We start from the raw sequence: 13,215 nt of genomic DNA on the forward strand, positions 1-13,215 counted from the left end.
GTGGGGTGATCGTGGGCCGGTTGCAGTAGTGCGGCTGGCAGACTGAAGCGGTGGTGGAACTTCGGGCGCGCTGGGATGACCTGCTGCCCGGGTCTGCCTCGCTGGCCGACGACCTGGTCAGCAGGTACGTCGACCGCAACCGGCGCGCGTACCGGGACCAGTACCTGAACATCGTCCTGACCGCGCTGGACTCGCTGATCCAGCTGTCCACCGACCCGACCAGCGTCCGGCTGGCGGCCTGGTTCCATCGCGCCGTCCACGAACCCGGCGGCACCCCGCCCGAGGACGCGGAGGCCTCCGCCCGGCTGGCCGAGCAGTTGCTCCCGCAGTACGGCGTGCCGTCGATCCGGATCGCCGAGGTCGCGCGGCTGATCCGCCTGACCGGTGACCTCGCCGCACCCCCGCCCGACTCCTACGCGCCGCCCCGCCGCGACGCGAACGGCGACGTACTGCTCGACGCCGTGAACGCGATCCTCGCCTCCGACCCGACCCGGTACGCCGTTCACACGGCCGAGGTACGGCGCGACGCCGGCGAGCGGAAGGCCGCGCTCGAGCACCGGTACGACGAGGTGGGCGACCTCCTCGACGGTCACCTGTACCGCACTCAACTGGCACGTCAGCGACTCGGCCAGGTCGCACGGCTCAACCTGGAATCAGAGCTCGCCGGACTGGACAGCGAGCTGCCCGCACCGTGGCGAGGCTGGCAGCAGGCCGGTCTGACCGCAACGGCCACGTTCGCTGCCATCTCGGCCGCTGTGGTCGCGATAGCCGCCTCCGGTGCGTCCTGGCAGATACCAGCCGCACAGGATGAGGCCGGCTGGCCGACTGTCGCTCTGGCCGTTGTCTCGTTCTTCAGCACACCAGTGCTGTTCCGCTGCGCCCGCAGCGCCAGCCAGCGCGCTCGCTTGATCGCAGGCACAGTCCTGGCTATCGCCGTTACCGGACTGCTCATTGCCTGGGCTCAAACGCCCAAGACGAACGAAGCCGTCGGCGTGGGCCTCCGGGTGCCGCTGGTCATCTCGGCACTGATCCTGCTGCTGGTAGCCAGCGCGGCCGCTCTCGTGGCTTCTCTCCTGCGTACGCGGACCGCTCGCTTCCTGCCGGCACGGAACCTGGGCCAGCAACTCGCATGGCTCGCGGCGCCGGTTGCTATCGCTCTCGCGCTCCTCTTGATCGTCCAGCCGCTCTCACGCGGCTACGTGCTCTCCTCCAACGAACGCGTGGAAGGGGCGCCCCGGGACGCCGGCCGGGCCAGTCCGTCGGTTCTCGACGGTACGGTCGCCTGGGTGAGCGACTCGGTCGTCGGTAGCGGCGCAGAGGAAGCGATCGGTACGGCGTACGGCATCGCGATCCCCCGCCCGGACGGGGTCGTGGAGATGCTCGACGCGGCCACGGGCGCGCTGCGGTGGCGCTACAGCCGCTCCGACTCCGACGAGAAGCCGGTGATCACCGCGACCGGCAGCGGCGAGTACGTCCTCGCCCTGTTCGCTGACGTCGGGTACCTGCTGCTCGACGCGAACACAGGTCAGCGCAAGGCCGCCTGGCCCAGCCGTGCGCGGGACAGGTTCGTCCAGCAGTCCATGCCGCTGCTGACCGGCGAGCGCGACGGCAAGCTGCACGGGGTCGACCCGAGCGGCCACGAACGCTGGACGTACGAGTCCGGAGCCTGCACCGACCTGGGCGCGATCGCCACCGCCGAGACCGTGCTCGCCTTCGTCACCCACACCTGCGACGAACAGCCGGACGAGCTGACCGCCCTGGACGTCCAGACCGGTAAGGAGCTGTGGACGAGGACCTCCACGACCAGCTACCGCCGCCCGGTCGTCGTGGCCGGCCTGGTCGTCGTGGCCGAGCCCGGCGGCGACTCCGACGTACCGGCGGCGCTGACCGCGATCGAGCCCCGTACGGGCGACATCCGCTGGACCTGGAAGGTGCCGGCGTCCTGGGCGTGCCGCACGCTGCTCAACGCGGCCGGGAAGTACCTGATCGTCGTGGACTGTCCGGGGCCGAGCAGCCGGGAGAACCGCGAGACCGTGGTCACCGCGATCGACGCCAACACCGGGCTGACCGCCTGGCAGACCGTCGCGCCGGTGAACCCGCGGACGAAGGTCACGGTGACGGCCGACGGCCGGGTGATCTCGCTCAGCAGTGCGGCCACCGGCTGCGCCGTGAACGTGATCAGCAGCGCCGGCTACCGCCAGGTCCGGCTACCGACCGGCATCGTCTGCGGCCGCGACCCGCGGGCCGTCGGCAACCTGGTCCTGACGTCCGGCGCCGGTACGGTGATCGCCCTCCGCTAGTGACGCCCCGTAGTCAGGGTGTGGCAGCGCCTGGCGATTGACGCCGGAGTGTGACATGGACCGCAGTTCCATGGCTGCAATTCGTTGCGGAACGCACCGGTCCTGGCAGTCAGGTGACGAGCCGATAACCCTTTGGCCACGGACCGATCCGGGAATGCCCGATCCGTCCGTCCAGGCTCCCAACGGGTGCCAGACTCCATAGCCATGGACCTGCGCGACCAGTGGAATCGCCTGCTGCCGCACGCGCAGCCGTTGGGCGAGGACCTGCTGGGTCGTTACGCAGAGCAACATCGCCACTATCACGACCAGCAGCACCTCACCGAGGTGCTGACCACGATCGACGAGCTGGCCGAGTACGCCGAGGACGCGGACAACGTCCGGCTGGCGGCCTGGTTCCACGACGCGATCTACGATCCGCGGGCCGACCCCGGCGAGAACGAGGAGGTCTCGGCCCAGCTGGCCGAGCTCGAGCTGGCGGCGTACGGCGTGGACGCCGACCGGGTCGCGGAGATCGGGCGGCTGGTCCGGCTGACCGCCAAGCACAACTGCGCCGAGGACGACCGCAACGGCGCCGTGCTGTGCGACGCCGACCTGCGCATCCTCAGCCTGCCGCAGGCGCGGTACGACGAATACGCGGCCGGGATCCGGCAGGAGTACGAGCACGTCGCCGACCGGGACTTCGCCCGTGGCCGGATGTCGTTCCTGCAGACGCTGAGCGAGACGCGGTTGTACGTGACGCCCAGAGGTCATGAGGAGTGGGAGAGTCCTGCCCGGGACAATCTCACGCGGGAGGTCGGCTCCCTGGGCCCTAGGGCGGCCCGGAAGATCGGCGGGCTGATCCCGGTCATCTACTTCGGAGCCTCCCTCGGTGCGATCGTCGCGTCGTCCGTCCTGCTCGGCCGCGGTCTCGGCGCCGCCGCGAAGTGGCCGGCCGAACCGTCCGACATCAGCGGCTTTCCCGCATGGGCCCCGATCGCCGGCACTGCGGTGGCGGCCGCTCTGACCTGCGCTTGGTTCCGCAGATCGCAGCAGCGGCTGGTGACGATCCCTGCGATCGTCTTCGCGGCTGTCGGCCTGATCGCAATCGGTGTGTGCTGGTGGCGCTGGCCGGCGGCACAGCCCGGCGCAGCCATGTCAGAACGCTGGCCGTACCTCCTGCTCGCTTCGGTAGCCCTGGTACTCGCCGGTGCGCTGTTGGCGCTGGCGCGGCGGCTACGACTCGCGCCGCCGTACGCACAGGCTCCTCCGCGCTGGCTGGGTGTTGGCGCGACTGCTATCTGTGGAGCCCTGCTGGCGTGGATCGTGGTCTCTGCTGGTGAGCCGTTCGTACAGGCTCGACTGGAGACGGCGAACACGGTCAGCACGACCACTACGATCCAGCCGACGCAGCAGCCGGTGCAGCTCGACGGAACGCTCGCCTGGAGCCGTGAGGTCCCGGCGATGGGCGCCATCACCGGTACGGCGGGTGGCGTCGCGGAGCTGCGCCCTGACGGTGTGGTGATGTCAGACGCGGCCACCGGCCAGATCCGCTGGCGGTACTCGCGGGCCGACGTACAGGACGCCGACTCCAGCGGCTCTCGGGGCCTCGTGGTGTCGGCGGACGGCCAGATCCTCGCTGCACACCTCCCCCGGTCCGAGTACCGCGAGCCGGCGGGCATCAGCCTGCCGACGTACGCCGTACTGAACGCCGTGACCGGACAGGTGCTGACCGAGGTCGACACCGACGGCACCGCGCTGGCCGTCGACTCCGACCAGCTGCTCGTGGCTGAAGGGAACTACATCGTCTCGCACGGCGTGAGCAGTCCCACGCACTGGCGAACCCAGGTGCGCTGCACGGTGACCCAGGGCCAGCTCGTCGGCGACCAGGCCGTCGTCGTCGACGCTTGCGCCGGCAACAGCGCCGTCGTACGCGGTCTCGACCTCAAGACCGGCGCACAGAAGTGGGAGGTTGATCTTGGTGCCAGGATCGACCTGAGTGCGGAGCTGGACCCGGCGACGTGGGTCGGCGAGCTGGTCACCGTACCGGACACCCGTGAGGTCTCCGGGCTGATCTGGACCGGCGCCGCCGGCGGCACGCTCTACCAGTGGTCGGTGGACACCGGCACGGGCAACGTCCTCTGGACGACGCCTCTGCCCGGTACACCACGGCCACGCCTCGGCTCCTCGTCCTGCGACGCACAGCTCGCCGCCACGCACGCCTCGCTCGTACTGATCGCCTGCCGGACCGGCAACGACTCCGGACAGCCGCAGACGTACGACGTCTCCTCGTCGAGCCCCGCGGACGGTACGCCGCAGTGGCACCACCTCTTGCAGGTACCGCCGAAGCTGCAGCACCCGGAGTACCCGCGGGACGGGTTCGGGCTGCTGCCGGACGGCCGGGTCGTCACACTGATGCCGCAGACCGACGGGAGGTGCTCACCCGTACTGATCGGGTCCACGGGCATCCAGTCGCGGCCGATCCTGTCCGGCGGAAACACTCAGACGGTGGCCAAGTCCGAAGCGGTCACCTGCGACCGGCCGGCCGTCACCGTGGCCGCCGCGCGGCCGATCTTCTCCGACGGTTCCCGGCTCTTCGCCCTCAACTGAGCACGCCGGGAATTCCGTTGCCCCACCCCCTCCCACCCCTCTTTCCTTCCTTCCCTTCCCCGCGCGCAGCGCGGGAATTCTGTTGCTCCTCGCTCGGTTACTACCTACCGTGATTCGCATGTTCCGCGTGGTTTTCGAGTTCGACCTGTCAGGCAAGGGCCTGACGGGCGCTCCCACGTGGGCACCGTCAGTCGATTGCACCGGCGCTCGAAGCTGACCCTCCTCCTGCTCAGCAGGACCCGCGGAGGAGGGTGGCCCGAACCGGCCCCCTCCACGCGGTGACAGCGCTGTGAGGGCTTGCCGGAGGGTCCTGGCTCACACCGATCTTCTGACAGGCAAGGGATTTCTGATGGCCAAGAGCCAGTTCGTGCGGACCAAGCCGCACCTCAACATCGGCACGATGGGTCACGTCGACCACGGCAAGACCACCCTGACCGCCGCGATCACCAAGGTACTCGCCGAGCGCGACCCGAACGTGAACCGCTTCGTCGCCTTCGACGGCATCGACCGGGCTCCCGAGGAGATGCAGCGCGGGATCACGATCAACATCTCGCACGTCGAGTACGAGACCGCCACCCGGCACTACGCGCACGTCGACATGCCCGGGCACGCCGACTACGTGAAGAACATGATCACCGGCGCCGCCCAGGTGGACGCCGCGATCCTGGTCGTCTCCGCGCAGGACGGCGCCATGCCGCAGACGCGGGAGCACGTACTGCTCGCGCGCCGCGTCGGTGTGCCGTACCTCGTGGTCGCGCTGAACAAGTCCGACACCGTCGACGACCCGGAGCTGCTCGACCTGGTCGAGCTGGAGGTCCGTGAACTCCTCTCGGAGTACGGCTTCCCCGGCGACGACGTACCAGTCGTGCGCGTGTCCGGCCTGAAGGCGCTCGAGGGCGACCCGCAGTGGACCGCCGCGATCGGCGAGCTGCTGGACGCCATCGACGACTACGTGCCGGTACCGGACCGCGAGCTCGGCGAGCCGTTCCTGATGCCGATCGAGAACGTGCTCACGATCAGCGGCCGCGGCACAGTGGTCACCGGCGCGGTCGAGCGCGGTTCGCTGAAGCTCGGCGACGCGGTCGAGGTGGTCGGCCTCGGCCCGACGGTGACGAGTACGGCGATCGGGATGGAGACGTTCGGCAAGTCGCTGGAGTCCGCGGACGCGGGCGACAACGCGGCGGTGCTGCTGCGTGGCGTGAAGCGCGACGAGGTCCGTCGCGGCCAGGTGGTGGCGTTGCCGGGCAGCGTACGGCCGCACCGGAGGTTCCGGGCGAACCTGCACGCGCTGTCCACCGCCGAGGGCGGGCGGCACACGCCGTTCGCCGCGGACTACCGGCCGCAGTTCTACTTCCGCACCACGGACGTGTCCGGCGGGATCGACCTGGGTGACATCGCCCTGGTGATGCCCGGCGACACGATCGAGCTCGGGGTGGAGCTGGAGAAGCCGATCGCGATCGAGGTCGGCCTCGGCTTCGCGGTCCGCGAAGGCGGCCACACGGTCGCCGCCGGCACCGTGACCGAACTGCTCGACTAGGTCCTGTCTGGTAATCCAGCGCCGTAGCGAGGAGGTGCCGTGCCGAGTGCCCCGCAGCAGGCGATGGATTGCCAGACAGGGCCTTATCAGGAACGGCCCTCAACCCGTTGAGGGCCGTTTCCTGTGTCTGAGGCCTGATGCGATCAGCCGCTCGACCAGCTCGCGGCTGGAGACCGGTAAGGCGCCGGCCTTCACGAGGTCGTCGTACCGGTCGCTGGGAACGTCGTAGTGGTCGCGGTCGAAGCCGCGGGCCGGGATGCCGGCAGCCTTCGCGAACGCGTGGAGTTCTTCGTAGGACTCGTCGCTGACCAGGTGCGACCAGATCCGGTTCCAGGCCGGCCAGGCGGGCGGATCGATGAGGATCATTCGCGGGCGTCCTGCGCGTCCAGCAGGTTGCGCCAGGAGCGGACGAACCGCGAGTTGACGTACGCCTTCGTCCACGAGCCGTCCTGGCGGACCGACGTACCGACGTGGAAACGCCGTACGCCGCTCTGGTACAGCCACGGGACGTGCTCCGGCTGCAGGCCGCCGCCCGCCATCATCACGCCGGCCACTGCGGGGTCGTCCTTCGCGAGCCTGCACAGGTCGTCGAGGCCGTGGCTGACGCCGATGGACGAGCCCGCGGTGAGTACGCAGTCCAGGCCGGGCAGGGTACGGAGTGCGCGCCAGGCGGGCTGCTGCTCGAGTACGGCGTCGATGGCGCGGTGGAACGTCCACGGCGTACCGGCGAAGGTGCTGACCAGCTGGGTGACCGAGTCGACGTCGACCTGGTTGTCCGGGGTCAGGAACCCGAGGACGAACCCGTCGGCCCCTGCGGCCAGGAACGACTGCGCCATCGCGGTCAGCCGGTTCAGGTCGGCGCCGTTCGTGGTGAACGAGTTCTCCAGCCGCAGCATCACCCGCAGCGGCAGGTCGGTGACCCGGCGGATCGCGCTGACCGTCGACACCGACGGGCACAGGCCGTCCGCCTCCATCGAGGCGCACAGCTCCAGCCGGTCCGCCCCACCCTCCTGAGCCGCCTCCGCATCCGCCGGATGCAACGCGATGATCTCCAGCAACGAACCCATGCCGTACATCTTCTCGCACTCGCGTCCCAATTCGGGTTGCGCTCCACGGATGGCTTCTGTATCGTTTTTCTAGAACGATTTAGAAGAACGATACAGAAGAGGTGGGAGAGATGGCGGGCGTGACGCTGAAGACCGTGGCGAAGGCCGTGGGCGTGTCGCCGTCGACGGTCTCGAACGCCTACAACAAGCCCGACCAGCTCTCCACCGCGCTACGCGAGCGCATCCTGGCCACCGCCCAGGAGCTCGGGTACGCGGGACCCGACGCCTCCGCCCGCGCCCTGCGCAGCGGGAAGGCCGGCGCAGTCGGGGTGCTGTTCACCGACAAGCTGGCCTACGCCTTCTCGGACCCGTACGCGGTCGGCTTCCTCGCCGGTCTCGCCGAGGTCGCCGAGGAGTTCTCGACCAGCCTGCTGCTGATGCCGCTCAGCTCCACCGACATCACCGGCGGCAGCAACGCCGTACAGCAGGCCGCCATCGACGCGGCGGCGATCTTCTGCGTGCCGGGCGGCCACCCGGCACTGGAGATCCTCGCGAACCGCGGCATCCCCGCGGTGTCCACGGACCGGGGCGACCACCCCGACCTGTCCTGGGTCGCGATCGACGAGGTCGAGGCGGCCGCGCAACTGGGCGAACACCTGGCCCGGCTCGGTCACCGCGACGTCGTCGTACTCGTCGACAACGCCCAGGCCGCCGGCGGACGGCCGGTGGAACTAAGCATCGACGAGGTCGGCTACACCGACTGCGAACTGCGGATCCAGGGCCTGCAGAAGGCGATGCCCGACGCCCGGCTCCGGATCGTCTCGGGCGGGCACAATGCCTTCGCTTCCGGACTACGCGGAGCCGAGTACGTGCTCGACTCGCAGGACCGGCCGACGGCGATCGTCGGGCTGAGCGACGTACAGGCGCTCGGCGCACTCGAAGCGATGAAGGTCCGGGGACTGACCCCCGGTCGCGATCTGTCACTGGCCGGCTTCGACGACATCCCGGCCGCGGCCGCCGCCGGGCTGACGACGGTCCGGCAACCGATCAAGGACAAAGGACGCGCGGTCGGACGGATCCTGCTGGATCCGGCCACGACCGTCCGCCAGCAACTGATGCCGACCCAGCTGATCGTCCGCTCCACCAGCGGTCCCGCTCCGCGGCACTGACAACTCACACACACTCACCCGGGCGCATTCGGTTCCCGGGTCGCTCGACCACGCTCTCAGGAGGGAGCAGATCATGACGTACTTCATCGCCACCAACACCGCGGTAGACAACGCCCGCAGCCTCAGCCAGTCGGCCCTCCCCAACGCTCCCCAGCAGCCGTACGACGAGCCCGCACCGCGCCGGCCCTTCGCCGTCCGCGCCCGGATCGGCGCCGTACTGCGCTCCGCCGCCGAACGCGAGGTCCGCCTCGCCAACCGCATCGACCCCACCCCCAGCTGCGGCTGAGCCACACTTTGAGCACCCACCAACCGTTTCCGGGAAGGAAATCTGGTTGGTGGGTACTCAAAGATCGCTTCGGCGGGCGTGGTTTTGTCGGCGCGGTCTGGCACTCTGAAGGACGATGAACGAGCCAGGGGTGTTACTGACCGCGCGGGCGATGGTGCTCCACGACCTCGCCGCGCGCGGTTTCAACGACGCGGCGATGGTGTCGTTGCTGGAGGACGCCATCGCCGAGCGCCAATGGTGGCTGGACCAATGGCCCGACGGCGCCGAACACATCGCCGGCCTGGTGGCCCAGGACGTCCAGGACCGCCTGGTCGACAACAGGATCCGCTGGCCCCGCTGCACCGCCTGCGACGACCTCCACGACCACGAACTCCGCATCGAACCCGAACTGGGCCCCGACCCCCACTGGGTCTGCGAACGAGCCGGCATCTCCGTCGCACCCCTGGGAGGCCTTACCTGACCCTCCGGGGGATACCTGATTGAGCTACATGTAGGCAGCCTACTATTGTCTGTCTACATGAAGGCTATCTACGCACTCCGAGCCACGGCCTGGCTGCACGCGGTGGCGATCTGTCTGCAACCGGTGTTCGCGGGGGTCTACCTGAACGGCTCCCCGGCCGGGATGCGGCTACATGAGCCGACCGGGTTGGCGCTGGTCTTTCTCGGCCTCGCACAGTTGCTGGCAGCAACGTTCTGGTGGCGCACCGGTGGTCGCGGGGCCGCACCTGCGGCGAGCCTGTTGATCGTTGCCGGCGAGGTCGTCCAGGTCTCGATGGGTTACAGCCGTCAACTGGCGATCCACATCCCACTCGGTGTCGCGCTCGTCGCCGGCACGGTGAGCTTCGCCTTCTGGGTCAACCGGAGGCCGGCATGATCACCCTCGAGCCGGAGACCGCCGTACGGCGGCCGCGCCTCAGCCTGTACGCGCTCCGGATAACCCTTGTCCTGCACGCGCTCCTCGTCGTCGCCCAGCCGATCGCGGCCGGCTACTTCCTGTCCGGCAACGTCGACGCGATGAACGACATCCACGCGACGATCGGCGGCTCCGTCTGGATGATCGCGTTCCTGCAGACGATCGTCGCCACCTGCTACGCGATCGTCGGCGGCGGCCGCGGCTGGCCCGCGATCCTGTCCGCCGTACTCGTGGTCGCCGAGTTCGTCCAGCTCACCTTCGGCTACCTGCAGAACTTCGCCGTACACGTCCCGCTCGGCACCGCGATCGTCGGCACCGTCGCCTGGATGACGGTCTGGTCGTTCCGCAAGTCCGCACGCCTGAACCGCCGGGAGGCGAAGAAATGACGATGTCCCGCCGAGGATTCCTGGCCGTTGCCGGAGGCACCGGTGCCGCACTCACCCTGACCAGCTGCGGCCAGGAGGCCAAGCCCGCCCAAGCCGGAGAACTCCTTCGCAGCAAGGCGAAACTCCCGCCGCCGTTCCAGGTCCCGCTCCCGATCCCGCCCACCAAGAAGCCACACAGATCCGACGCGAAAGCCGACTACTACCAAGTCATCCAACGCAACGCGAGCCTGGAGGTCCTGCCTGGCCTGAAGACCGAGGTCATGGGGTACGACGGCCTGCTCCCCGGACCGACCTTCGACGTACGCAGCGGACGCACCACGATCGTCGAACAGGTCAACCAGCTCGACGTGTCCACCGTCGTACACCTCCACGGCGGCCACACGCCTGCCCCGAGCGACGGCTGGCCGCTCGACCTGATCATGCCCGCACATGGCGACCACGGTGGTCACCACATGATGGGCGGCGGCGATATGGCGATGGGCAAACGCACGTACACGTACCCGAACACCCAACGCGCCGCGACCCTCTGGTACCACGACCACACGATGGACTACACCGCGCCACAGGTGTACCGCGGCCTGTTCGGACTGCACCTCATCCGGGACGACGAGGAGGACAACCTCCCGCTCCCGAAGGGCGATCGGGAGATCCCGCTCGTGATCGCGGACCGCGCCTTCGACGCGGACGGCTCCTTCCTGTACCCGGCCGCGAAGGACGGACCCGGCGTCGAGTCCACGTACATGGAAGGCGTGATCGCGGACGTCACGCTCGTCAACGGCGCACCGTGGCCGGTGCACGAGGTCGACGCGGTCCGGTACCGCCTGCGCATCCTCAACGCCAGCAACGCCCGCCGGTACGAGCTTGTCTTCGACAAGGGTCCGGCGAAGTTCGTCCAGATCGGCAGCGACGGCGGCCTGCTGGACAAGCCGATCGACCACACGACGCTCGTCATCGCCCCGGCCGAACGCTTCGACGTCGTCGTGGACTTCTCGCCGTACCAGCCGGGCGACGAGGTCACGCTCGTCGACAAACTTGATGGCAACGCCAACGTCATGCGCTTCAAGATCGCGCGCAAGGCCGTCGACGACACCAACATCCCGGCGAAGCTCTCGTCGTACGCCGTGACGCCGCGGCCGAGCGGCGCCGTCCGTCGGGAGTGGCGGTTCCGCCGCGGGAGCGCCGGCGACCATCGCGGCTGGACGATCAACGGCAAGGCGTTCGACCCGACGGTGATGCAGGCCCAGGTGCCGCTCGGCCAGTACGAGATCTGGACGTTCGTGACCGACGTACACCACCCCGTGCACGTCCACCTCGCGCCGTTCCAGGTGCTGAGCCGCGGCGGGAAGAGCAAGCTCTCGGAGTACGACCACGGCTGGAAGGACACCGTGGACATCCGGCCGGCCGAGGTGGTCGAGGTGCTGGTCCGGTTCAGCGCGCACAAGGGCAAGTACCTGATCCACTGCCACAACCTCGAGCACGAGGACATGGCGATGATGGCGGGCTTCGAAACGATCTGACCCTTGACGCCGGCGGCGAGCCGTTCCTATAGTCAACACATCGGTTGATCAAGGGAATGGTTGATAAAGATGACGGTTGACGAGGATCAGCTCGACCGGTCGTTCGCGGCGCTGGCCGATCCGGTCCGGCGGGCGATGATCGCGCGGCTGTCGCGCGGTCCGGCCACGGTCAACGAGCTGGCCGAGCCTTTCCCGATCACCAAGCAAGCGGTGTCGCGGCACATCCAGGTGCTCGAGGCCGCCGGGCTGATCACCCGGACCCGGGACGGCCAGCGCCGCCCGTGCCACCTGGTACCGGCCGCCCTCGAGGCCCTCACGAGCTGGATCGACGAGTACCGGCTCGAGACCGAACGCCGCTTCCGCCGGATGGAAGCACTACTGAAGGAGCAGACGAAATGACTGGCACCACCATCAACACACCGGCCGGGACCCCGTTCGTCGAGGTGACACGGGAGTTCGAGGCCACCCCGGCGCAGCTGTTCCGGATCATGTCCGACCGCGACCTGGTCGCCCAGTGGCTCGGCCCGCGCGACCTGGAGGCGACCGTCGAGGAGTACGACGTACGGACCGGCGGAAAGTACCGCTACATCCACCGCGGCGACTTCGGTGAGGCCGCGTTCCGCGGCGTCTTCCACACCGTCGTGCCGGACAAGCTGGTCATCCAGACGTTCGAGTGGGAGGGCGCGCCGGGCGAGGTGTGCATCGAGAAGATGACGCTCGAACCGACCGAGAAGGGCGTCCGGCTGCACACGCGGTCAGTGTTCCCGTCGGTCGAGGCCCGCGACCAGTCGATCGAGCACGGCATGGAGAGCGGCATCCACGACTCGATGGACCGCCTGGCCGAACTGCTGGCGAAGGAGTCCTGATCATGAGCCAGGTCGTCGTCGACATCTCGGTGTCGCTGGACGGCTACGTCACCGGGCCCAACGCCGGCGTCGGCAACGGGCTCGGGGACGGCGGCGAGCCGGTGCACGACTGGGTGTTCAACGGAACGGACGCGGACCGGGCCGTGCTGGAGTCCTCTTTCGACGCGACCGGCGCTGTCGTCCAGGGGCGGAACCTCTTCGATGTCATCGACGGGCCGGGCGGGTGGAGCGACGAGATGGGGTACGGCGCCAAGCCGACCGGTGAGGTCAATCCGCCGATCTTCGTCGTCACGCATACGCCGCCGTCGCAGACTCGGCTCGGTGATCGCTTCCACTTCGTCGGCACTCCCGCCGAGGCGGTCGCCCAGGCACTGGAAGTTGCCGGAGACAAGGATGTCGTCGTGATGGGCGGTGGCCAGATCTGCCACGCCGTACTGACCGAAGGCCTCGCCGACGTACTGCGGCTGCACGTCGCGTCCGTTGTACTCGGAGACGGCACACCGCTGTTCCCGCCGGGGCCGTCCGCCGGGTTCGCAGTGGAGCTCGCGGAGGCCGTGTCCACTCCGGCGGCGCAGCACCTCACCTATCGAGTCTTGAAGGAGAAGTAGC

General features: G+C 69.0%; 14 protein-coding genes. 12 read left to right on the plus strand and 2 right to left on the minus strand.

Features of this window, described 5'->3' with window-relative positions; translation table 11 throughout:
• Nucleotides 1–50: 50 nt before the first annotated feature.
• From ACZ5BU_RS04600 to tuf, 3 genes are all read left to right on the plus strand, one after another.
• Complete coding sequence (locus ACZ5BU_RS04600; RefSeq protein WP_465695524.1) at nucleotides 51–2,300, plus strand: outer membrane protein assembly factor BamB family protein; 2,250 nt, start codon at nucleotides 51–53, stop codon at nucleotides 2,298–2,300.
• 204 nt (nucleotides 2,301–2,504) lie between these two features.
• Nucleotides 2,505–4,886: a hypothetical protein gene (locus ACZ5BU_RS04605; RefSeq protein WP_465695526.1), complete on the plus strand. Its 2,382-nt coding sequence runs from the start codon at nucleotides 2,505–2,507 to the stop codon at nucleotides 4,884–4,886.
• A 349-nt stretch (nucleotides 4,887–5,235) separates the two neighbouring features.
• The gene (gene tuf / locus ACZ5BU_RS04610; protein WP_465695527.1) at nucleotides 5,236–6,423 is read left to right on the plus strand and encodes an elongation factor Tu; all 1,188 of its coding nucleotides are present in this window, start codon (nucleotides 5,236–5,238) and stop codon (nucleotides 6,421–6,423) included.
• Between the two features lie 99 nt (nucleotides 6,424–6,522).
• Here the strand turns inward: tuf and ACZ5BU_RS04615 are convergent, their stop codons facing one another.
• Both ACZ5BU_RS04615 and ACZ5BU_RS04620 read right to left on the minus strand, forming a co-directional pair.
• Complete coding sequence (locus ACZ5BU_RS04615) at nucleotides 6,523–6,789, minus strand: DUF4031 domain-containing protein (RefSeq protein ID WP_465695528.1); 267 nt, start codon at nucleotides 6,787–6,789, stop codon at nucleotides 6,523–6,525.
• The gene (locus ACZ5BU_RS04620; protein WP_465695529.1) at nucleotides 6,786–7,490 is read right to left on the minus strand and encodes a copper homeostasis protein CutC; all 705 of its coding nucleotides are present in this window, start codon (nucleotides 7,488–7,490) and stop codon (nucleotides 6,786–6,788) included. The genes ACZ5BU_RS04615 and ACZ5BU_RS04620 overlap by 4 nt, the downstream gene beginning before the upstream one ends.
• A gap of 110 nt (nucleotides 7,491–7,600) precedes the next feature.
• Between ACZ5BU_RS04620 and ACZ5BU_RS04625 the strand changes: the two genes are divergently transcribed.
• The 9 genes from ACZ5BU_RS04625 (at nucleotide 7,601) to ACZ5BU_RS04665 (ending at nucleotide 13,214) form a co-directional block, all read left to right on the plus strand.
• Nucleotides 7,601–8,638, plus strand: a complete 1,038-nt coding sequence (locus ACZ5BU_RS04625) for a LacI family DNA-binding transcriptional regulator (RefSeq protein ID WP_465695531.1) — start codon at nucleotides 7,601–7,603, stop codon at nucleotides 8,636–8,638.
• Between the two features lie 73 nt (nucleotides 8,639–8,711).
• Nucleotides 8,712–8,924: a hypothetical protein gene (locus ACZ5BU_RS04630; protein ID WP_465695532.1), complete on the plus strand. Its 213-nt coding sequence runs from the start codon at nucleotides 8,712–8,714 to the stop codon at nucleotides 8,922–8,924.
• Nucleotides 8,925–9,039: 115 nt separating this feature from the next.
• A complete protein-coding gene (locus tag ACZ5BU_RS04635) occupies nucleotides 9,040–9,384 on the plus strand; it encodes a hypothetical protein (RefSeq protein ID WP_380198127.1) in 345 nt (114 codons plus the stop codon).
• Nucleotides 9,385–9,441: 57 nt separating this feature from the next.
• The gene (locus ACZ5BU_RS04640) at nucleotides 9,442–9,798 is read left to right on the plus strand and encodes a hypothetical protein (protein WP_465695534.1); all 357 of its coding nucleotides are present in this window, start codon (nucleotides 9,442–9,444) and stop codon (nucleotides 9,796–9,798) included.
• A complete protein-coding gene (locus ACZ5BU_RS04645; protein ID WP_465695535.1) occupies nucleotides 9,795–10,223 on the plus strand; it encodes a hypothetical protein in 429 nt (142 codons plus the stop codon). The genes ACZ5BU_RS04640 and ACZ5BU_RS04645 overlap by 4 nt, the downstream gene beginning before the upstream one ends.
• Nucleotides 10,224–10,225: 2 nt before the next feature.
• Nucleotides 10,226–11,740, plus strand: coding sequence for a multicopper oxidase domain-containing protein (locus ACZ5BU_RS04650; protein ID WP_465695537.1), 1,515 nt, complete (start codon nucleotides 10,226–10,228; stop codon nucleotides 11,738–11,740).
• A 69-nt stretch (nucleotides 11,741–11,809) separates the two neighbouring features.
• Nucleotides 11,810–12,139 carry an ArsR/SmtB family transcription factor gene (locus ACZ5BU_RS04655; RefSeq protein ID WP_465695538.1) on the plus strand — a complete coding sequence of 110 codons (330 nt, stop codon included), beginning with the start codon at nucleotides 11,810–11,812 and terminating at the stop codon, nucleotides 12,137–12,139.
• The gene (locus ACZ5BU_RS04660) at nucleotides 12,136–12,606 is read left to right on the plus strand and encodes an SRPBCC domain-containing protein (protein WP_465695540.1); all 471 of its coding nucleotides are present in this window, start codon (nucleotides 12,136–12,138) and stop codon (nucleotides 12,604–12,606) included. The genes ACZ5BU_RS04655 and ACZ5BU_RS04660 overlap by 4 nt, the downstream gene beginning before the upstream one ends.
• Nucleotides 12,607–12,608: 2 nt before the next feature.
• Nucleotides 12,609–13,214 (plus strand): dihydrofolate reductase family protein, encoded by a 606-nt coding sequence (locus ACZ5BU_RS04665; protein WP_465695542.1) that lies wholly within the window; start codon nucleotides 12,609–12,611, stop codon nucleotides 13,212–13,214.
• Nucleotide 13,215: the final 1 nt, after the last annotated feature.

The sequence above is a fragment of the Kribbella sp. NPDC031520 genome, from assembly GCF_055580825.1.